The organism is Shewanella sp. SP2S2-4, assembly GCF_031932025.1.
Classification (GTDB): Bacteria; Pseudomonadota; Gammaproteobacteria; order Enterobacterales; family Shewanellaceae; genus Shewanella; species Shewanella baltica.
Window position 1 is genome coordinate 25293 of sequence record NZ_JAUOER010000028.1, and the last position, 20307, is coordinate 45599.

Below are 20307 nucleotides of genomic sequence, written 5' to 3' on the forward strand. Positions count from 1 at the left end.
CTTCCCTATTTATGCGATAACTAGACTAAGTATTAACAAAAGTTCATCTTAAAATTAATACAACTCAAGCAGTCCATAAGAACGATAACAGGAAGTGACATGTTGAAATCTAAACTTACCCCGCTTTATATCGCCCTCGCTCTAGGGATGAATACCCTCGCCGTTAACGCAGCAGAAACTAAGGAGGCCGAATGGAATGTTAACGCTCCAGCGAATGCCCCCTTAGAGCAAGTCAAAATTGACGTTAATGAAGGCACTTGGATGAACCTTAGTGTCAGTCCAGATGGCAAGCATATCGTCTTCGACTTACTCGGCGACATTTATCAAATCCCAGTATCAGGCGGTGAAGCTAAGCCATTAGCCCAAGGTATTGCTTGGCAGATGCAGCCCGTCTATAGCCCAGATGGCAAACACATCGCATTTACCTCGGATGGCGATGGTGGCGATAACATTTGGATCATGGATGCTGATGGCAGCAATCCACGAACTGTCACCCAAGAAACATTCAGGCTGCTAAACAGTCCAGCTTGGAGCCCTGACTCTCAGTATCTTGTTGCACGTAAGCATTTTACCGCCAGCCGCAGTTTAGGTGCGGGTGAAGTGTGGCTATACCACGTAGCTGGCGGCGAAGGCGTAAAACTAACTGAACGCCCAAATGATCAGAAAGATTTAGGCGAACCCGCGTACTCGCCCGATGGCCGTTATATCTACTTTAGCCAAGATGATACGCCAGGCAAAACATTCCACTATTCAAAGGACTCAGTTAACGGTATCTACAAAATCAAACGTTATGATACCCAAACCGGTGACATTGAAATTTTAATTGAAGGTACCGGTGGCGCAATTCGACCAACCCCGAGTCCTGATGGCACTAAGCTCGCCTATATAAAGCGCGATGATTTTAATTCATCACTCTACCTACTCGACCTCAAGTCTGGTGAAACCACTAAACTGTTTGGCGAACTAGACCGTGATATGCAAGAGACTTGGGCGATTCATGGCGTCTATCCAACAATGGCATGGACTCAAGATAACAAGGATATTTTCTTCTGGGCGAAGGGAAAGATTAACCGCCTGAATGTTGCCAGCAAAACACTCACAGATATCCCCTTTAGCGTAAAAACTGAGTTAGCAGTACAACCCTCAGTGCGCTTTAAGCAAGATATAGATAAAGATGTTTTCGATGTCAAAATGCTACGTATGGCGCAGGTCTCTCCCGATGGCAGTAAAGTCGCCTTCGAAGCACTAGGGAAGATTTGGTTAAAATCATTACCCGATGGAAAAATGTCGCGCTTAACTGAACTCAATAATGGGATTGAAGAACTGTATCCCCAATGGTCACGCGATGGCAAAAATATTGTTTTCACCACTTGGAATGACCAAGAACAAGGAACAGTGCAAGTCATTAGTGCCAAAGGTGGCAAACCTAAGCAGCTAACATCTGAGCCAGGAAAGTACGTAGAACCCACCTTTTCACCCGATGGTGAACTTGTGGTGTATCGTAAAACCCAAGGCGGTAACCTCACACCAAGAACTTGGTCGCAGGAGCCTGGACTATATAAAGTCGATATCAAAGGCAAACAAAATAAGAAAATCAGTGCCGATGGCTACCAAGCTCAATTCGGTGCCAATGCCGATCGCGTCTTTTTTATGAATAGCAGCGAAGATGAAACGCCACAGTTATCATCTATCAACTTAGATGGCTTCGATAAACGGGTTCATTACAGCAGCAAGCATGCGACTGAGTTTAGGGTTTCACCCGATGGTGAGCAACTCGCCTTCGCCGAACGCTTTAAGGTTTGGGTGACGCCTTTTGCTAAACACGGTGAAACCGTTGAGATTGGACCCAATGCCAACAATTTACCCGTAAGTCAATTGAGTGTCCGCGCGGGTGAAAGTATCAGTTGGAGCAGTAAAAGCAACCAACTATATTGGACACTTGGCCCCGAACTTTATCAAGCCAAGGTTGATACTCGATATCTCAATAAAGATGAAAAGACTCAGCCAAGTATTATCAATTTGGGCTTTACCGAAAAAGCCGATGTTCCACGTGGAACAATCGCCTTCGTCGGTGGCAAAGTGATTACGATGGAAAATGACCAAGTCATAGATAATGGCGTGGTCATAGTCAAAGACAATCATATTGTCGCCGTAGGTGATGCCAATATCGCGATTCCAAAAGATGCACAGATCATCGACATCAAAGGCAAATCCATCATGCCAGGGCTATTCGATGGCCACGCCCATGGACCGCAAGCAGATGATGAAATTGTGCCACAACAGAACTGGGCGCTTTATTCTGGTTTATCTTTGGGTGTCACCACTATTCACGATCCCTCGAATGACACGACAGAGATTTTTGCCGCTTCCGAGCAACAAAAAGCAGGACACATAGTTGGCCCGCGTATTTTCTCTACTGGTACCATATTGTATGGTGCCAATGCGCCAGGTTACACATCGCACATAGACTCACTCGATGATGCCAAGTTTCATCTTGAACGTCTGAAAAAAGTCGGGGCGTTTAGCGTAAAAAGCTACAACCAACCACGCCGTAATCAGAGGCAGCAAGTCATCGCTGCCGCACGTGAACTTGAAATGATGGTCGTGCCTGAGGGTGGCAGCTTGCTGCAACACAATCTCACTATGGTCGCCGATGGCCACACAACGGTTGAGCACTCTCTGCCAGTGGCAGCGATTTATAATGATATCAAACAATTCTGGAGCCAAACTAAAGTCGGTTACACCCCAACCTTAGTGGTCGCCTATGGCGGTATTTCAGGCGAAAACTACTGGTACGATAAAACCGATGTGTGGGCGCATCCACGCCTGTCCATGTATGTCCCCGCCGATATATTACAGGCGAGATCAATGCGACGCCCGCATGCTCCAGATGGCCACTACAATCATTTCAATGTTTCTAAAGTGGCTAACGAACTCAATAAGTTAGGGGTTCACCCCAATATTGGCGCCCACGGTCAGCGTGAAGGTTTAGCGGCACATTGGGAAATGTGGATGTTCGCCCAAGGCGGCATGAGCAATATGGAGGTATTGAAAACGGCCACCATTAATCCGGCGACGACCTTTGGTATGGAACAACAGCTAGGCTCGATTAAAGCAGGTAAGCTCGCAGACTTAATCGTTATTGATGGTGATCCATTAACCGACATACGCGTCACAGATAAAGTCACTTATACCATGGTCAACGGTAAGCTTTTTAATGCTGAGACGATGAATGAGCTTAATGGGGATAAGGAAAAACGTAAGCCATTTTTCTTTGAGAAAATCTAAACTCTATCCTCAAGGCTAGAATGAATGGGAGAGTCGCTTTCCTGTTTTAATTATTTGGTTTAACCAGATATCACCAATGAAGATAAAAGCATGTTCCACGTGGAACATGCTTTTTTACATTTTGTGCATTATTTATTGTGTATATGGACAAGAACTCGAATATTGCTATGAGTACTGTCCTACATCACATCAGCAAGATGAGCGATTACCGATGTTCGCAGTGATGCTGACCGGCACAGGAATCAACACAGGCCTGGTAGGAAATACACTCTACAAGGTGATCATTTACCATGCCCACCGCCTGCATAAAGGCATAACAAATTGTTGGGCCGACGAAATTAAATCCAAGCTTCTTTAACGCTTTTGACATGGCTTCAGATTCCGGCGTTTGCGCTGGAACCTGCGACATAGCAGTAAACTGATTCACTATGGGCTTACCCCCAACAAAGCTCCATAAGAATGCAGAGAAATCCTTCCCATCGGCAGTATAGGCCAAATATCCTTTGGCATTCTTGATAATAGAGTTCACCTTCAAGCGATTGCGCACTATGCCGGGATTCAACATAAGTTCCTCCACTTTCGCCTCATCAAAGCCAGCAATCGCTTCTGGTTCAAAATTGGCAAAGGCCTGCTCATAGTTTTGTTGTTTCTTCAGGATCGTAATCCACGATAATCCAGCCTGTTGACCATCTAAACACAACTTAGCAAACAGCTCCTTAGGATCATAAACCGGCCGCCCCCACACTTTGTCATGATACTCACGATACAAGGGATCATCACTTACCCAGCCACAACGGATCTCTTCCATGGTATATAACCTTATTGTTTTAATTAAGAAGGTAAAAAATAACCTACATAAGCAGATATCTACAAGGTATAATCGAACCCATTTTCTATTCAGGCTGACGGCAGTAGACAAGTAGACATGACGACAAAACACGACGTAAAAACATTTCAGGGTTTCATTCTTACCCTGCAGGAATATTGGGCACAGCAAGGCTGTGCAATCGTTCAACCTCTAGATATGGAAGTCGGCGCTGGAACATTCCACCCACAAACTTTCCTACGTTCTTTAGGGCCAGAACCTATGAGCAGTGCCTATGTGCAGCCATCGCGCCGCCCTACGGACGGTCGTTACGGTGAAAACCCTAACCGTCTGCAGCACTACTACCAATTCCAAGTCGTGTTGAAGCCTTCACCTGACAATATTCAAGAGCTGTATTTAGGCTCACTGCAAGCGCTGGGTATCGATACTCAAATCCACGATATCCGCTTTGTAGAAGATAACTGGGAATCACCAACACTAGGTGCTTGGGGCTTAGGCTGGGAAATCTGGCTAAACGGTATGGAAGTAACTCAGTTTACTTACTTCCAACAGGTTGGCGGCATCGAATGCAGCCCAGTCACAGGTGAAATCACCTATGGCCTAGAGCGTCTGGCTATGTATATCCAAGGTGTTGATAGCGTTTATGATCTCGTTTGGACCGATGGTCCACTTGGGCGCATCACCTATGGCGATGTGTTTCATCAAAACGAAGTCGAGCAATCGACCTATAACTTCGAGCACGCCGATGTGGACTTTATGTTCACCCTGTTCGATCAGTGCGAAAAAATGTGTCAGCATTTATTGTCACTGGAAAAACCTTTACCTCTGCCCGCCTACGAGCAAGTGATGAAAGCCTCGCACGCCTTCAACTTACTCGATGCCCGCCATGCCATTTCAGTGACCGAGCGCCAACGCTACATCTTACGCGTCCGTACTATGGCGAAAGCGGTCGCTGAATCTTATTATCAGGCACGCGAAGCGCTTGGCTTCCCAATGTGTAAGTAGAGGTAAAAACATGAATTTTGAAAACTTACTCATAGAGTTAGGCACAGAAGAGTTACCCCCTAAGTCACTACGTAAACTGGCTGAATCCTTTTTAGCTAACTTTACCGAAGAACTCAGCAAAGCCGATTTAGCATTTAGCTCTGCCGTTTGGTACGCAGCGCCACGTCGTCTGGCGATTAACGTCACTGAACTTGCCCTTGCACAAGCCGACAAAGTGGTTGAAAAACGCGGCCCCGCCGTGAGTTCAGCCTTTGATGCTGAAGGTAAGCCGACGAAAGCCGCCGAAGGTTGGGCGCGTGGGAATGGTATTACTGTTGAACAAGCCGAACGTTTAGTGACAGATAAAGGCGAATGGTTAGTCCATAACGCCAAAGTTGAAGGCGTCGAAACAAAAAGTTTGATCGCTGCTATGGCTCAACGTGCACTCGATAAATTGCCCATTCCTAAGCCAATGTGTTGGGGCAATAATAAAACCCAATTTATTCGCCCTGTGCACACCGCGACTATGTTGTTAGGCAGTGAGTTGATTGAAGGGGAATTGCTGGGTATCAAATCGGCACGCACTGTTCGCGGTCACCGCTTTATGGGACTCAAGCAGTTTGAATTAGCGCACGCTGATCACTACCTTGCCGACCTAAAAGAAAAAGGCAAAGTCATCGCCGATTACGAAAGCCGTAAAGCATTGATCAAAGCCGATGCCGAAAAAGCCGCCGCTAAGATTGGTGGTACAGCCGATATCGAAGATAGCCTACTTGAAGAAGTCGCCTCTTTGGTTGAATGGCCAGTGGTATTGACCGCCAGCTTCGAAGAAAAATTCTTAGCCGTACCGTCTGAGGCTTTGGTCTACACCATGAAGGGCGATCAAAAATACTTCCCAGTCTTTGATGACGCGGGCAAGTTACTGCCAAACTTTATCTTTGTGACCAACATAGAATCTAAAGATCCTGCGCAAATTATCTCTGGTAACGAGAAAGTCGTTCGTCCACGTCTTGCCGACGCAGAATTCTTCTTTAATACCGATAAAAAACACACGCTGGAATCACGTTTACCTAGCTTAGAAACAGTCTTGTTCCAACAGCAGCTGGGTACATTAAAAGACAAAGTAAATCGTATCTCTGCCCTAGCCGCCTTTATTGCCGAGCAAACTGGCGCGAATGCGGTTGATGCAGCCCGTGCAGGTTTGTTATCTAAAACCGATTTGATGACCAATATGGTGATGGAATTTACCGATACTCAAGGCACTATGGGCATGCATTACGCCCGCCTCGATGGTGAAACCGAAGCCGTTGCAGTTGCAATGGAAGAACAATACAAACCTAAGTTCTCTGGCGATACAGTGCCAAGTGCTGGCGTATCTTGCGCTGTCGCATTAGCAGATAAACTCGATACTTTAGTCGGTATCTTTGGTATTGGCCAAGCGCCTAAAGGCGCAGCCGATCCCTTTGCCCTACGCCGCGCAGCAATTGGCGTGCTACGTATCATAGTAGAAAACAAGCTACCACTTGATTTAGTTGATCTTATTGCTAAAGCACAAGCTCTACATGGCACTAACTTAAGCAACGCCAATGCAAGCGATGAAGTGTTAGAGTTCTTAATGGCACGCTTCCGCGCTTGGTATCAAGATAAAGGCATTGGTGTTGATGTGATCTTAGCCGTGCTAGCACGTCGCCCAACACGCCCAGCTGATTTTGATAGCCGTATCAATGCGGTATCACACTTTAGAAGCCTAGAAGCTTCTAGCGCACTTGCGGCAGCGAACAAACGTGTATCGAACATTCTGGCTAAGGTTGAAGGTGCTTTACCGACCACGATCAATGCGAGTCTGTTAACTGAAGCCGCAGAACAAGCATTAGCGGCCAAGTTGAACGAGCTACAACCACTGCTGGCACCATTGTTTGCCAATGCCGATTACCAACAAGCCTTAACCTTGTTAGCTGGCCTACGTGAAAGCGTGGATCAGTTCTTCGAAGATGTGATGGTAATGGCAGATGATGAAGCGTTGAAAAACAATCGTTTAGCATTGTTGAATAATCTACGCGAGCAGTTCCTGCACGTCGCGGATATATCACTACTGCAATAACAATACTAACGTTTTTTAAATTATCGCTTTATAAAAAACGCGCTAAATAGCGCGTTTTTTATTGCCCTGATTTCTTAAACAGCCCAATCAGAACTGCGTCAGTTTTTGATGTAAGCCATCAAATTGAGTTTGATCTAAGTTAACTTGCTGCAGTAAATTCGCCAGTATTTCAGGAGACAATTGCCCTGCTTGATGCAGCATAGAAATCTCGCTGATCACATTCGCCCGCCATATCACAGCGGCGAGCCCAGCTTGCTGGCGCGAGTTCACACTGGCGAGCTTGTCTAATTCTGTTTCAAAGGTATTGGGTAACTGCCAATACTTAGCGAGCAATGAACTCAAGGTTAACGATTTCGTCGTCATCACTTGTCTAAATAACCCAGAATTAGGCTGTTCTCCGGGCTCCGCCTGCACAAACGCATCGAGTAGCATTTTGAAAATGGCCAGCTTGCCGACATCATGCAATAAGCCCAATAAAAAAGCCGTATCTTGATCTTCATCGCTTAACTCACTGGCGAGAAAGGCGACCTGCATCGAGTGGCGCCAAATTTCAGCGCCGAAACGACGAAAATAAATTGGCTTGATATCCAACATTTCACGCACTAGACAAGTGGTGACAAACTTTCTTAACTGTTCACGACCAAGCTGTACCAAAGCCTGCTGCAAACTGGTGATATCCCTATCACTACGTTTAAACGCAGGGGAATTACATAGCTTAAGTACCTCAATACTCAGTAAAGGATCTCGCTCAATAAGCGCTAATAGATCCTTAATATCAAACTGAGGATCGGCCAGCTTACGATCTAGCTCCAATACCTTTGACGGCAGCTTTAGCACTTTTTCGGCGATCAATTGTGGCGATGCCAAGGCCTGCTCTATCTCCGCCATGACTCGACGTTCAAGATTATTAGCTACACCGCCAGTGTCCTTAACCCGTGTCGGAAACAACAAACTATAAAAGAGTGCGGCTAAATCCACTGATACCACACTAATGTCTTCGAGAGGTTTAGCTGGCTTTCGCGCAGGTTCAAGCGACTTACCTAAGTCAGTGGTTGAAAAACTTTTGGGCCTCTCAACCGTCGCTGTATCGCGAATATTAAAGAGCTTATTAAAAAGTGATTTAATCAAGAAGCATCAACCTATCATTATAAATAATTGTTAAAAAGTCAGTTAAATATTGCCCATAATAAATCCATTTTGATCCGCTAAAGCTATATATAAACACGTTGCAGACATGCTAATGGCTTGCTTAAGTGTAACATATTCAATTCATTTCTGACGCCAGCAATCCCATGATTGTAGCCTCTATTAGGACAATCTTGGTTACAACTTGAAACCTCAAAAAACTTACATTCCGGCATCATTTAGCTGACAATATGTCCACCCTTCATAAAGTGATACGTATTTCGTCTCCCTTTAAGTCATTCACGACATACTCGCCAGCTAACGACGGAATATTTGATGATCGAGGTAATAAAAGCGGGTGCACTAACCACAGTTCAAGATCTCGGACGCATGGGATACCGACATTTAGGTGTAACCCAAGCTGGCGCCTTAGATAGACCTGCCCTGTGTTTAGCAAACCGTCTATTATCAAACCCAGATAACACACCCGTATTAGAATTGACCTTCGGCCAATCGATTTTTTTGTTTAAACGCGACGCTTGGATTGCCTTAACCGGTGCCGATTTCGATGCTCGTATAGACAATAAGCCCATAGTTTGCGGCTGGCGTTACTCCATTAAGGCAGGGCAAAAACTCAGTCTTAGAGGGGGAAACAAAGGCATGCGTGCTTATATTGCCGTTGATGGCGGCGTTAAAGTACCGCTAGTGATGAATTCTGCCGCTACCGATTTAACCTCAGGTATCGGTGGATTTCATGGCCGCGCATTAGAAGCGGGCGATCGCCTGACCCTAGGTTCAGCTCATCCACTAAGAAGGCAAGTTGGCGCAATTCAAAAAAGTTGGGATGGGCATATTCGCGCACTCGCGACCAAGCACACTCAAGCCTTCTCGTTGAAATCTCAGCAAACATTCTGGCAAACACTGTGGCAACTTTCAGCTGAAAGTGATCGTGCGAGTGCAATACTCAAAGGTGATACGTTAACATTGGCAAAACCATTCCCTGTGCAATCACACACAGTCACGCCCGGAGTGGTTCAAGTCTCCACTTCAGGGCAACCACTCGTGTTACTTGCCGATGCGCAGACCACCAGCAGTCATCCGCAAATAGCCGTGATTATTGAAGCCGATCTTTGGAAGCTTGCCCAAACTCGCCCAGGGCAAACAGTTAAATTCGAATTAGTCGACGATGAACAAGCCGCAACGGCGCAAGCAGAATGGCATGACTACTTCTATCGCTTACAACGCAGTCTAGGTTAACAGGCCGCTTCATCATCGCGGCCAAGAAACATCATCCTGCATTCCTAGCAAGCTACATTGGACTTCATTCAAATCGTCCCCATAATAACGCTAATTCGCACTTAGGTTCGGTGTAACTTGCTGGCTATAAAACAGCGCCACATCTTGCAATTGCTCAGAGCTTAACGCGCTGACTTGCGCCTGCATCAAAGGATCTACTCGTAAACCAGTTTTAAAATCAACAAGCTGTTTATTGAGATAAGCTATTTTCTGTCCCTTCAAGTTTGGGAATTGTTTAGCCATAGTGATCACCACATTGCCATGGCATGACTCACATTGAGCCGTAGCCAGCACCTGACCACGTTCAATATCTGCTTGATAACCTTCTGCATAAACCGCTGTGGATAAACCGCACAAGACGAGCAAACTGACGATAAACGCTTTCATTGAGATTTCTTAACGGCAGGCTTAACAGGCGGAGGCAACTGGCTTGATTCAATGGGCAGACGCCTAAAGATAGTCATATCCATTTCAGCTTGGCCATAATAAGTACTGAGATAGCTCAATGTCGGCTTCCAAGTATCCGACAAGTCCCATAAGCCTTGAGTATCCACCATCCATTGCAAGGTTTCTTGCCAAAACGCTTTATCACCGCGATTTTGGGTAACAATCATGCTGGTGTGACAGGCATTGCATTGATAATTAACCAACTCCCAACCGGGTGCCATAATGAGGCCCGATTGAGGGTCCACGGGATACTCTGCAGCGAACGTCGCCCCAGTGAAAAGTAACCCGCACACTATCAATTGATTGATATGCGATTTCATCACACCACCCTCACGGCAATACGGTGGCAGCCGTTAAACATATATCCCTTAGGATTCCATTGCGGTTGTACGACTGGCTGACTATCACCTTCACTATCGGTCGCTTTGGCCCAGATTTCATAATAGCCCTGCGACGGTAATTGCAATTCAATCTTCCACTGCTGCCATGCCGCTACGTTTTTAGGTTTTTCTAACTCAGCGGTATACCAGCGGGTGCCATAGTCATAACTCACTTCCACTTTAACGACTTCCCGTAATCCCGCCCAAGCGTGGCCTGCGATGGCTATCTTCTGGCCCACGGCTAATTCTGTTCCCGATTGAGGATCGGTAATCAAGGACTTCACTATCATTTCTTCTATGATTTTATAGTCTTTATCATCAACGGACTCACCTGGCGCTATCGGATATTTAGGGAGTTGATATGCTGGCGCTGCCATTTTATGTCCATCATGCACTTTATTGCGCACACTGATCCCCGTAGCGGCTTTTTGCGAAACGGAGCCCGGCCGTCCACCAAACACAATACGCAAGGGATATCCATGTAGATAAGGAATGTCCTCGCCGTTCATCGACCATGCAATGAGTCCCAGCTCTTCGAGCGCCGCCTTTATTGGCACACCGCGTGAAATCGCCTCACCTTTACCGCTCAAATGCCGATCAACACCGTGATGACCCGTATAAACAGCATCGGCTTTAATACCGCAATCCTTAAGCACGTCACTCACTAACACACCCGTCCACTCGGAGCAAAATACGCCGGCATTATTCCATTGATTGCCTTTCGTGCTAGGAAAGAAGCCTGAACGACTATTGCCACCACATTCAATCAGTAACTCTAATGTGTAATGCTTAAAACGGCGCTTAAGTTCATCGATTGTGTAGGTTTTTGGAGTGATAACAGACTCGCCATCCACTTTAAAAGTCCAAGTCTTAGCATCCAGCGCCTTAAAATCGGGCACTATGCCATTCCAACGGATAAATGAGGCATCAGCAGGCGTCACGGCAGGAGCGAGTTTATGCTCCGGCGGAAACGCATTCAGTGGATGAGTGTTTAACACGTTGAAGTAACTAGGTAAATCCTCAGCCTTAGTCCAAGTTAATGCTGATATATCCAGAGGAGTGACGGCTGCGGGAAGCTGATCGGCAAATACCCACTTAACGGGTAAGGCAGATAACACAGACGTCGCTACCGCCCCTTTAATAAAAACCCGACGATTAAGATCCATGTTATTTATCCTTTCCGAGGTAAAAGTAATCCGCCATCAGCTGCATATCAGCCTCACTCAACAATTGAGCGGCTTTAGTCATTGTGGGATCTTGGCGATTTTCCGCCTTAAAGGCTCGCAGTTGCTTCAACAGGTAATCCGAGTTTTGCCATCCGATATTAGGGATATGCTCAAAACGACTCACACCGGACTCGCCATGGCAGGCCTTACACATATTCAATAACTTATTAGCTTCATCGGCGTTTGCCACCGCTGATAGCATAAAAATCAGTGTACTTACGGGGTAAATCACTCGCTGCCACATCCATTTATCTCGCCAGTTAGTCTTCATCCCGACGAGTTCCCATCGAACGAAGTAATTAAGATATGGTTAAATTATCTCAATGCGGTTAGTGATTTAAATTCAATAAAAGTGATTCGAAAGCTCAAGAGAAATGACGCGTATTAGCGGATGTAGAATGGGTAAAATATTCATTAGTCATAGGTGAAATGAGCCCATATAGTAGCTTTGCAGAAACACTCGGCATTTCACTCAAGGACAAACAATGGATCTTTATATTGGCAATAAAAACTACTCTAGCTGGTCACTGCGGGCTTGGTTAATGGCCGCGAAATCTGGCGTGCAGTTCAACGAAATATTACTGCAACTCGATACCGACAGCTTTTATCAGCAACTCAAAGCCATTTCGCCGACGTTAAAAGTACCGACATTAGTCGATGGCGATATCACGGTATGGGATTCACTCTCAATTTGTGAATACCTCAACGACACCTATCTTGCCGGTAGCGCATGGCCGCAAGATCCTAAACAAAAAGCCAAGGCTAGATCGATAGCCAGTGAAATGCATTCTGGCTTTAATGCCGTGCGTAACGCTCTACCAATGAACATACGCGCGAGCCGTTATGTTGAGATCACTAATGCAGTCCGCAAAGACATTGAGCGCATCGATGCGATTTGGTCAGCACAAATGGCCGAGTTTGCACCATCAAATGCCGAAGGTACTTGGTTATTTGGCCAATGGTCGATTGCCGACATGATGTTTGCCCCTGTGGTCATGCGCTTTATCACCTACGGTGTTGAAGTCTCGCAGGCAAGCCGTGCCTATATTCAGCATGTGATCAGCTGTCCGGAAATGCAGGCGTGGATGAGTGCGGCTAAAGCTGAGACTGAAATTGTTGCAGCGGATGAAGCGGGTATTGATCGATAAAGGGATAAATCATAGAAATAAAAAAGGGAAAGCCTTGGCTTTCCCTTAATCATTTACGTACTGCTAATCACTTAACGCGCATTAAACGTCTAAGTTAGCCACGTTCAATGCGTTCGCTTCGATGAACTCACGACGAGGTTCAACTTGATCACCCATCAAACAAGTGAACAACTGATCGGCACCCACGGCATCATCAATCGTGACTTGCAACATACGGCGTGATTCAGGATCCATTGTAGTTTCCCACAATTGCTCAGGGTTCATCTCACCTAATCCTTTATAACGTTGAATGTATAAGCCGCGTTTGGCTTCAGAAATCGTCCAATCTAGCGCTTCAAGGAAGCTACCGACTTCTTTAACACGTTCGCCGCGTTGTACATAGCCGCCTTCTTCGATCATGCCATCCAAGGCCGCACCTAACTTACCGATACGTTGATAATCGCTTGATTGGAAGAAGTCATAAGTAAACAGATAGTTAGTATCGATACCGTGTTTACGAATGGTGATCTTAGGCAGATACACTTTACGCTCAGGATCGAGAATCGGCTCAGCAGAATACAGTACGCCACTGCTTTCCATTTCCACCAGCTCATGGATAAAGGCATCGATCCACTCTTTCATCTTGCCTTCATCGGCCAACATCTCGTTGGTGATCATTGGGTGGTAAAGCATACGGTTAGTAATGTGCGTTGGGTAGCGTTGCTCTAAACGGGCAACAATGGCTTCCACTTCACGATACTGAGTCACTAAACGCTCTAACGGCTCACCTGACATACCAATCGCACCTTGCGTTGGGTACACAATAGTGCCATCCAATGCTTGAGTCGTAAGATATTGAGTCAATGCAGGCTCGTCTTTCAAATACTGTTCTTGCTTGCCCTTTTTCACTTTAAATAGTGGTGGCTGAGCAATATACACATAACCACGTTCAATCAATTCAGGCATTTGACGGAAGAAGAAGGTCAACAGCAAAGTACGAATGTGCGAGCCGTCGACGTCAGCATCCGTCATGATGATGATGTTGTGATAACGGGTTTTATCTGGGTTATATTCGTCGCGACCAATACCACAACCAAGCGCCGTGATCAGTGTGGCCACTTCTTGAGAAGACAACATCTTATCGAAGCGGGCTTTCTCAACGTTTAGAATTTTACCTTTCAGTGGCAGAATCGCTTGGTTCTTACGGTTACGTCCCTGCTTAGCGCTACCGCCAGCAGAGTCACCTTCCACTATGTAAATTTCTGAAAGACCAGGATCTTTTTCTTGGCAATCGGCCAGCTTACCTGGCAAACCACCTAAATCGAGCGCGCCTTTACGACGGGTCATTTCACGGGCTTTACGCGCCGCTTCACGGGCACGGGCCGCATCGACAATTTTACCGACAATCAACTTAGCATCGGCTGGGTTTTCCAGCAGATAATCGTTCAGCTTCTCACCCATGGTTTGTTCAACCGCAGATTTCACTTCACTCGAAACTAACTTATCTTTAGTTTGTGAGCTGAACTTAGGATCGGGCACTTTAACAGAGATAACGGCGGTCAAACCTTCACGGGCATCATCGCCTGTCGCGTTAGTTTTGCCTTTCTTGTTATAGCCTTCGTTTTCCATGTAGTTGTTTAAGTTACGCGTTAAGGCGCCACGGAAACCCGCTAGGTGAGTACCACCATCACGCTGTGGAATATTGTTGGTAAAACAGAAAATATTTTCTTGATAACCATCATTCCACTGCATCGCCACTTCAACGGTAATACCATCCTCACGCTCTTGCATAAAGTGGAATACGTCTTTATTGACGGGAGTTTTATTACGGTTCAAATAATCGACGAATGCGCTAATACCGCCTTCGTATTTGAAGAATTCATTCTTGTTGTCACGTTCATCAACTAAACGAATACCGACGCCTGAGTTCAAGAATGACAATTCACGTACGCGTTTTGCCAAAATTTCAAAGTGAAACTCAACATCGCTGAAGGTATCTTCACTTGGCCAAAAACGGATTTCAGTACCCGTTTTAGTCGCATCACCAATCTCTTTGATTGGCGCATCAGGCACACCGTGGGTATAAAACTGCTCGTACACTTTGCCCGCACGGCGAATAGTCATTTGCAGCTTTTTAGATAAAGCGTTTACAACCGAGACACCCACACCGTGGAGGCCGCCAGACACTTTATAAGAGTTATCGTCGAACTTACCACCGGCATGCAATACCGTCATGATAACTTCAGCAGCCGATACGCCTTCTTCCTCATGTATAGAAACCGGAATACCACGGCCGTCATCTTTAACAGAAACCGAACCATCGACATGGATAGTAATGGTAATATCGCTGCAGTGGCCGGCTAAGGCTTCATCGATAGAGTTATCGACTACTTCGAACACCATATGATGTAGACCCGTACCGTCGTCGGTGTCACCAATATACATCCCAGGTCTCTTACGTACTGCATCAAGGCCCTTAAGGACCTTAATACTCGAAGAATCGTAACTATTCTCTGACATATTATTCTCTCAATGGTTATTCAATTACCGTTACACGTCCCTGTTCCACATGAAACATCCTACTGGGAGGTGTGTGTAACGAATCGACTATTGCTGCAGGCTCAATGGCAGTGACAAACACTTGTGCACCTGTATCCACTAACTGCTTTAGCAATAGCTGCCTATGCTGTGCATCCAACTCGGATGGAAGATCATCCACAAGATAAATACTGTGTTTATCTATTTGTTGTTTGAGCAACTTTCCCTGTGCAATACGCAGTGCACAGACTAATAATTTCAATTGACCACGGGACAGGGCATCCTGCGCCGGCAAAGTGCCTACACGAAGTCTAAGGTCAGCTTTATGGGGACCGCTGACGGTATGACCTGTGGCCAAATCTCTGGAATATTGGTTTTCGAGTAGTTCTGCAAAATCCGTTTTACTATCCCAGCCGCGGGTAAATGAAACCTTCACATCTACACTCGGTAAAAACTCCCCGATTATACCCTTAAGTAGCTCATTTAACGAGTCTACATAATGGTTTCGTATTTCAGTAACCTGCTCGGCATAACGCACAAACTCTTGGTCCCAAAATTGAATATGGCTATAAGCTGAACCATTCCTAAGCAATTGATTTCTTTGCTTAAGAACCCGACGAACATTCGTCCAAGCGCCATAAAACTGTGGGTCAGCATGAAATGCGCCCCAATCGATAAATTGTCGACGTGATTTTGGGCCTTCAAACAGCAGCGAAAAGCTTTCAGGCGTGATCACTTGGATAGGTAAGGTTTCGGCTAAAGTCGACAGACGTTTGACTTTTTCACCATCGATTCTTACTTCAGTCTCACCACTGCGGAATCGGCGTAAACCGATTTTACTGTCACCAAGCGCTAAATTTAAGGTCGCAAACAGGGTTAACTTATCGTCGTCGATATTAATCACTCGCTGGGATAAATGACTGCGAAACGAACGCCCCATACCGAGGAAATAAATCGCCTCAAGAATACTGGTTTTGCCGCTGCCATTTTGGCCATAAATCAAGTTAATCCCAGGTGCAGGGATTAACTGTGCGGACTGAATGTTGCGAAACGCTTCGATATTGAGACGGGTCAGGCTCATGCATTACTCATTAAGCCGCGTAAACGGCGAAGGCAAGGATTCATAACACTTAACAGGCAACTCAATCGCTGCCACAGGCTAAGGCTATCGGTAAATGAGTGAAGGAATGGCCAATGCTGCGTATTAAACACTGTGCCGCAATTAAGCGGCATAGCTATCGGAGACAGAGCTACAGACACGGGTAACGTAAAAGTCGATGGTTTATAAGCGCATCGGCATAACCACATACATGGAATCTTCTTCCAAATGGTTTTCGATTAAGGCGCTGGAGTTACCATCAATGAGCGTAATACGCACATCATCGGACTTAAGGTTGTTGAGCACGTCGAGTAAATAACTGACGTTAAAACCAATTTCTAAGGCTTGGTTATTGTATTCCACATCGATGATCTCTTCCGCTTCTTCCTGTTCAGGATTGTTAGCGGTGATCTTGAGCAGACCATTTTCGAGTTGAATACGCACACCACGGAATTTTTCGTTAGATAAAATCGATGCGCGGGTCAGCGCTTGCTTCAGGTGATTACGACTCGCAATCACTATTTTATCACCGCCCTTTGGCAATACACGGCGATAATCAGGGAAGCGGCCATCGACTAATTTACTGGTAAATACAGTGTTAGCCGTAGTGGCACGAATGGCATTATCACCAATGGCAATCGCGATATCGAGATCGTCCGACTCCAATAAACGTGCCATTTCCATTACGCCTTTGCGTGGAACAATGACTTGTTTTTCAGGTAATTGTGCTTCAATCGTGCGGTGACTTAAGGCTAAACGGTGGCCGTCGGTCGCAATAGCGCGCAACACATTACCTTCAGTTTCAAACAATAAACCGTTGAGGTAATAACGCACATCTTGGTTAGCCATAGAAAATTGCGTTGAGTCGATAATCGACTTCAACACGCCCTGCTTCAAGCTAAATTCAATCTCAGCTTGGAAGGCTTCAACGTTGGGATATTCTTCTGCGGGCAAAGTCGCTAAGGAAAAACGGCTACGGCCTGAACGCAGCAACCATTTATTATCTTGTTGTTCGACTTTCAGTTCGCTTTGTTCTGGCAAAGACTTAACAATATCGAGCAGCTTTTTAGCCGGAACCGTAGTACGACCTTCTTCGATATCACCGTGAACCACAACTTGGCCCACGAGTTCGACTTCTAAATCTGTTCCGGTCAGCTTAAGTGAGTGACCACTTACTTCTACAAGGAGGTTAGACAAAATGGGCAAATTATGGCGTCTTTCTACCGCACCACACACCAATTGCAACGGCTTTAATAGGGCATCCCTATCAATTGAGAATTTCATAGTGTCCAAATTCCTTGTTTTAAGAAGATAAGGTTCTAATCAAATTAGCATAATCTTCTTTAATGTCGTGGCTCTCTTCCCGTAGCTGAGCAATCTTACGACAGGCATGCAACACTGTGGTGTGATCTCGACCACCAAAAGCATCACCAATTTCCGGCAAGCTTTGGTTAGTTAATTCTTTGGATAACGCCATTGCCACTTGTCTTGGCCGCGCGACACTGCGTGAACGGCGCTTAGACAACATATCAGCCATCTTGATCTTGTAGTATTCAGCTACGGTTTTCTGAATATTGTCTATAGTGACTAATTTTTCTTGAAGTGCCAAGAGGTCACGTAAAGCTTCACGAACAAAATCAATGGTAATTGGTCGACCAGTAAAGTTAGCGTTAGCGATAACGCGGTTTAACGCCCCTTCTAGCTCACGCACGTTTGAACGTAAACGTTTAGCAATAAAGAAGGCCACTTCATCGGGCAAGTTAATGCCGCTCTCTTGGGCTTTACGCATCAAAATCGCCACGCGGGTTTCTAACTCTGGTGGCTCAATCGCCACGGTTAAACCCCAACCAAAACGAGATTTCAATCTGTCTTCAACACCGTCGATCTCTTTTGGATAACGATCTGAAGTCAAAATTATTTGGTGATTCCCCTCAAGCAAGGCATTGAAGGTATGGAAGAATTCCTCTTGGGATCTGTCTTTATTGGCAAAAAATTGAATATCATCGATAAACAAAGCATCGACGCTACGGTAGTAACGTTTAAATTCTTCGATCGCATTGTTTTGCAGCGCTTTAACCATGTCTTGGACAAAACGCTCGGAATGCATGTAAACCACTTTGGCATTCGGATTATTTTTAATGATCCCGTTACCGACAGCGTGCAACAAGTGAGTCTTACCTAGACCTGTTCCGCCATATAAGAATAATGGGTTATAAGCACCACCTGGATTTTCAGCAACTTGCAACGCCGCAGCCTTACCTAATTGGTTCGACTTACCTTCTACGAAGTTATCAAACTGGTAGCTAGGATTGATATTACTGCGGTGATTCGCGTTCGCCATCGGCTCGGCTTGGACGTTAAACGTCGTGCCTACTGTCGCTTTAGTTTGGGTATTAGCTACACGAGTTGGCGCTATAGGTGCTGGCACACTTGGCTTTTTCGCCGAAGGACGACTACCAATATCGAAACGCAATTTAGGTGCATCGCTGCCCATCTGCTCAGTAAAGAACTGATTAATGATATTGATGTACTTATCTCTGACCCAATCAAGCACGAAGCGGTTGGGCGCATAAAGCACCAGAGTATCTCCATCCATTTCGGCTTGTAACGGTCTGATCCACATACTGAACTGCTGAGCAGAAAGCTCATCTTGCAATCGTCCGATACATTGTTGCCAAAGTGAAACAGCCACTTAGTTATCCCCAAAAGATCATCAAAAAAGAGGTGTATTCTATAGCGAGATCTCAAGGATCGCTATCCTTAAAAAATATTTATCCCCAGCGAGATCATTCTGTGTGGATATCCTCGATCATCAAAGATCCAAAACGATCCTTTTATTCTGCACTATCCGCAAATCCTGCTTTATTAAGCGATCCACATTGATCTATAATGGCGCCCCTTCGATCGGCTCGAAGATCCCCTGCACTACTATATGTAGTGTCCGTACACAGAGTTATCCACATCTTATGGTGTATTCTGGGGATTGATCAAAGGATACGCTGGCAGAAATAAAGCACTTACTTACTTTCGTTGTTGACGTGACTAAGTATTGTGATTACAATTCGGCCTCTTTTTTGCCCTTACCTCTATCCTAGAGATAAGGATATGTTCACTAATTAACAAAGACGGATTGCCATCATGAGTAAACGTACTTTTCAACCTAGCAACCTGAAGCGCAAGCGTTCTCACGGCTTCCGCGCTCGTATGGCTACTGTAGGCGGCCGTAAGGTGCTTGCACGTCGTCGTGCGAAAGGTCGCGCTCGTTTATCTGCTTAATAAGTGGGTAACTAGTTGACTAGCTATACCTTTTCGCGGGAGTTACGTTTGTTAACTCCCGCGCAATTTAAATCTGTATTTTCCAATCCCATCAAAGCATCTTCTGCTGAAATTACCTTGCTCGCTATTCCTAACACGGAACAACATCCGCGTATGGGCCTTACTGTTGCCAAACGCTTTGTAAAACGCGCCAATCAACGTAACCGTATTAAGCGTGTGATCAGAGATAGTTTTCGCTTAAATCAACACGACATTCCTCATCTTGATATTGTTGTGCTTGTCAGAAATGGCGTGATGGAAATGGAAAACGCTGAAATCAACAAATTGATAGAAAAGCTATGGCGCAAACTCAGTCGCCGCTACAATGGCTAGCGACCACGTTAATTCGTGGCTATCAAGTATTCATAAGCCCTATACTGGGCCCTCGATGCCGTTTCAATCCCACCTGCTCTCACTACGCTATTGAAGCAATAAAAGTGCATGGAACCGCGAAAGGTTGTTGGTTTGCATTGAAACGCATATTAAAATGTCACCCTTTACATCCCGGCGGTAGTGATCCCGTCCCCCCTAAAAATGACAGGTGTAATAAATAGG

The 20307-nt window shown here is 45.6% G+C and carries 18 protein-coding genes; 8 read left to right on the top strand and 10 right to left on the bottom strand.

What is annotated here, in order from left to right:
- The first annotated feature begins 99 nt into the window (after positions 1-99).
- The gene (locus Q4Q54_RS18490; RefSeq protein ID WP_311989218.1) at positions 100-3288 is read left to right on the top strand and encodes an amidohydrolase family protein; all 3189 of its coding nucleotides are present in this window, start codon (positions 100-102) and stop codon (positions 3286-3288) included.
- A 205-nt stretch (positions 3289-3493) separates the two neighbouring features.
- On the opposite strand, the gene Q4Q54_RS18495 is transcribed toward Q4Q54_RS18490, so the two are convergent.
- A complete protein-coding gene (locus tag Q4Q54_RS18495; protein ID WP_311989219.1) occupies positions 3494-4096 on the bottom strand; it encodes a DNA-3-methyladenine glycosylase I in 603 nt (200 codons plus the stop codon).
- A gap of 117 nt (positions 4097-4213) precedes the next feature.
- Here Q4Q54_RS18495 and glyQ point away from each other — a divergent pair, with 117 nt between their 5' ends.
- Together glyQ and glyS are read left to right on the top strand one after the other, a co-directional pair.
- Complete coding sequence (gene glyQ, locus Q4Q54_RS18500) at positions 4214-5119, top strand: glycine--tRNA ligase subunit alpha (protein WP_006083814.1); 906 nt, start codon at positions 4214-4216, stop codon at positions 5117-5119.
- Positions 5120-5129: 10 nt separating this feature from the next.
- Positions 5130-7199 (top strand): glycine--tRNA ligase subunit beta, encoded by a 2070-nt coding sequence (gene glyS / locus Q4Q54_RS18505; RefSeq protein WP_311989220.1) that lies wholly within the window; start codon positions 5130-5132, stop codon positions 7197-7199.
- A gap of 87 nt (positions 7200-7286) precedes the next feature.
- Here the strand turns inward: glyS and Q4Q54_RS18510 are convergent, their stop codons facing one another.
- Positions 7287-8327 (bottom strand): HDOD domain-containing protein, encoded by a 1041-nt coding sequence (locus Q4Q54_RS18510; RefSeq protein WP_311989221.1) that lies wholly within the window; start codon positions 8325-8327, stop codon positions 7287-7289.
- Between the two features lie 333 nt (positions 8328-8660).
- Between Q4Q54_RS18510 and Q4Q54_RS18515 the strand changes: the two genes are divergently transcribed.
- Positions 8661-9581, top strand: coding sequence for a biotin-dependent carboxyltransferase family protein (locus tag Q4Q54_RS18515; RefSeq protein ID WP_311989222.1), 921 nt, complete (start codon positions 8661-8663; stop codon positions 9579-9581).
- A gap of 90 nt (positions 9582-9671) precedes the next feature.
- Here the strand turns inward: Q4Q54_RS18515 and Q4Q54_RS18520 are convergent, their stop codons facing one another.
- The 4 genes from Q4Q54_RS18520 to Q4Q54_RS18535 are packed head-to-tail and all read right to left on the bottom strand — an operon-like array spanning position 9672 to position 11917.
- A complete protein-coding gene (locus tag Q4Q54_RS18520) occupies positions 9672-10007 on the bottom strand; it encodes a c-type cytochrome (RefSeq protein WP_220591571.1) in 336 nt (111 codons plus the stop codon).
- Positions 10004-10387 (bottom strand): cytochrome C, encoded by a 384-nt coding sequence (locus Q4Q54_RS18525; protein ID WP_311989223.1) that lies wholly within the window; start codon positions 10385-10387, stop codon positions 10004-10006. Before Q4Q54_RS18525 ends, Q4Q54_RS18520 begins: the two co-directional genes overlap by 4 nt.
- Entirely contained in the window at positions 10387-11613 is a 1227-nt protein-coding gene (locus tag Q4Q54_RS18530) for a sulfite oxidase (protein ID WP_311989224.1), read from the bottom strand. Before Q4Q54_RS18530 ends, Q4Q54_RS18525 begins: the two co-directional genes overlap by 1 nt.
- A 1-nt stretch (position 11614) precedes the next feature.
- Entirely contained in the window at positions 11615-11917 is a 303-nt protein-coding gene (locus Q4Q54_RS18535; RefSeq protein WP_311989236.1) for a cytochrome C, read from the bottom strand.
- Between the two features lie 241 nt (positions 11918-12158).
- Between Q4Q54_RS18535 and Q4Q54_RS18540 the strand changes: the two genes are divergently transcribed.
- Positions 12159-12821: a glutathione S-transferase family protein gene (locus Q4Q54_RS18540; RefSeq protein ID WP_311989225.1), complete on the top strand. Its 663-nt coding sequence runs from the start codon at positions 12159-12161 to the stop codon at positions 12819-12821.
- 81 nt (positions 12822-12902) lie between these two features.
- Here the strand turns inward: Q4Q54_RS18540 and gyrB are convergent, their stop codons facing one another.
- The 4 genes from gyrB to dnaA all read right to left on the bottom strand — a co-directional run bounded on the left by gyrB (position 12903) and on the right by dnaA (position 19129).
- Positions 12903-15320 carry a DNA topoisomerase (ATP-hydrolyzing) subunit B gene (gene gyrB / locus Q4Q54_RS18545; RefSeq protein ID WP_220776523.1) on the bottom strand — a complete coding sequence of 806 codons (2418 nt, stop codon included), beginning with the start codon at positions 15318-15320 and terminating at the stop codon, positions 12903-12905.
- A gap of 16 nt (positions 15321-15336) precedes the next feature.
- A complete protein-coding gene (gene recF, locus Q4Q54_RS18550; RefSeq protein ID WP_311989226.1) occupies positions 15337-16419 on the bottom strand; it encodes a DNA replication/repair protein RecF in 1083 nt (360 codons plus the stop codon).
- A 201-nt stretch (positions 16420-16620) separates the two neighbouring features.
- Positions 16621-17721 carry a DNA polymerase III subunit beta gene (gene dnaN / locus Q4Q54_RS18555; protein ID WP_006083825.1) on the bottom strand — a complete coding sequence of 367 codons (1101 nt, stop codon included), beginning with the start codon at positions 17719-17721 and terminating at the stop codon, positions 16621-16623.
- 19 nt (positions 17722-17740) lie between these two features.
- Positions 17741-19129: a chromosomal replication initiator protein DnaA gene (gene dnaA / locus Q4Q54_RS18560; RefSeq protein ID WP_006083826.1), complete on the bottom strand. Its 1389-nt coding sequence runs from the start codon at positions 19127-19129 to the stop codon at positions 17741-17743.
- A gap of 446 nt (positions 19130-19575) precedes the next feature.
- On the opposite strand from dnaA, the gene rpmH reads away from it, so the two are divergent.
- Genes rpmH through yidD form a run of 3 tightly spaced genes read left to right on the top strand, consistent with a single transcriptional unit; the run spans position 19576 to position 20306 of the window.
- The gene (gene rpmH, locus Q4Q54_RS18565) at positions 19576-19713 is read left to right on the top strand and encodes a 50S ribosomal protein L34 (RefSeq protein ID WP_006083827.1); all 138 of its coding nucleotides are present in this window, start codon (positions 19576-19578) and stop codon (positions 19711-19713) included.
- 15 nt (positions 19714-19728) lie between these two features.
- Positions 19729-20085 carry a ribonuclease P protein component gene (rnpA, locus tag Q4Q54_RS18570; RefSeq protein WP_006083828.1) on the top strand — a complete coding sequence of 119 codons (357 nt, stop codon included), beginning with the start codon at positions 19729-19731 and terminating at the stop codon, positions 20083-20085.
- Positions 20052-20306 carry a membrane protein insertion efficiency factor YidD gene (gene yidD / locus Q4Q54_RS18575; RefSeq protein ID WP_006083829.1) on the top strand — a complete coding sequence of 85 codons (255 nt, stop codon included), beginning with the start codon at positions 20052-20054 and terminating at the stop codon, positions 20304-20306. Before rnpA ends, yidD begins: the two co-directional genes overlap by 34 nt.
- The last annotated feature ends 1 nt before the right edge of the window (position 20307 follow it).

Excerpts from the sequence above, each read along its gene's own strand:
- Q4Q54_RS18530 (WP_311989224.1), bottom strand. The coding sequence starts at position 11,613 with ATGGATCTTAATCGTCGGGTTTTTATTAAAGGGGCGGTAGCGACGTCT.
- Q4Q54_RS18520 (WP_220591571.1), bottom strand. The coding sequence starts at position 10,007 with ATGAAAGCGTTTATCGTCAGTTTGCTCGTCTTGTGCGGTTTATCCACA.
- Q4Q54_RS18495 (WP_311989219.1), bottom strand. The coding sequence starts at position 4,096 with ATGGAAGAGATCCGTTGTGGCTGGGTAAGTGATGATCCCTTGTATCGT.
- Q4Q54_RS18525 (WP_311989223.1), bottom strand. The coding sequence starts at position 10,387 with ATGAAATCGCATATCAATCAATTGATAGTGTGCGGGTTACTTTTCACT.
- dnaN (WP_006083825.1), bottom strand. The coding sequence starts at position 17,721 with ATGAAATTCTCAATTGATAGGGATGCCCTATTAAAGCCGTTGCAATTG.
- Q4Q54_RS18515 (WP_311989222.1), top strand. The coding sequence starts at position 8,661 with ATGATCGAGGTAATAAAAGCGGGTGCACTAACCACAGTTCAAGATCTC.
- Q4Q54_RS18540 (WP_311989225.1), top strand. The coding sequence starts at position 12,159 with ATGGATCTTTATATTGGCAATAAAAACTACTCTAGCTGGTCACTGCGG.
- yidD (WP_006083829.1), top strand. The coding sequence starts at position 20,052 with ATGGCGCAAACTCAGTCGCCGCTACAATGGCTAGCGACCACGTTAATT.
- glyQ (WP_006083814.1), top strand. The coding sequence starts at position 4,214 with ATGACGACAAAACACGACGTAAAAACATTTCAGGGTTTCATTCTTACC.
- Q4Q54_RS18535 (WP_311989236.1), bottom strand. The coding sequence starts at position 11,917 with ATGTGGCAGCGAGTGATTTACCCCGTAAGTACACTGATTTTTATGCTA.
- rpmH (WP_006083827.1), top strand. The coding sequence starts at position 19,576 with ATGAGTAAACGTACTTTTCAACCTAGCAACCTGAAGCGCAAGCGTTCT.
- glyS (WP_311989220.1), top strand. The coding sequence starts at position 5,130 with ATGAATTTTGAAAACTTACTCATAGAGTTAGGCACAGAAGAGTTACCC.
- recF (WP_311989226.1), bottom strand. The coding sequence starts at position 16,419 with ATGAGCCTGACCCGTCTCAATATCGAAGCGTTTCGCAACATTCAGTCC.
- gyrB (WP_220776523.1), bottom strand. The coding sequence starts at position 15,320 with ATGTCAGAGAATAGTTACGATTCTTCGAGTATTAAGGTCCTTAAGGGC.
- Q4Q54_RS18490 (WP_311989218.1), top strand. The coding sequence starts at position 100 with ATGTTGAAATCTAAACTTACCCCGCTTTATATCGCCCTCGCTCTAGGG.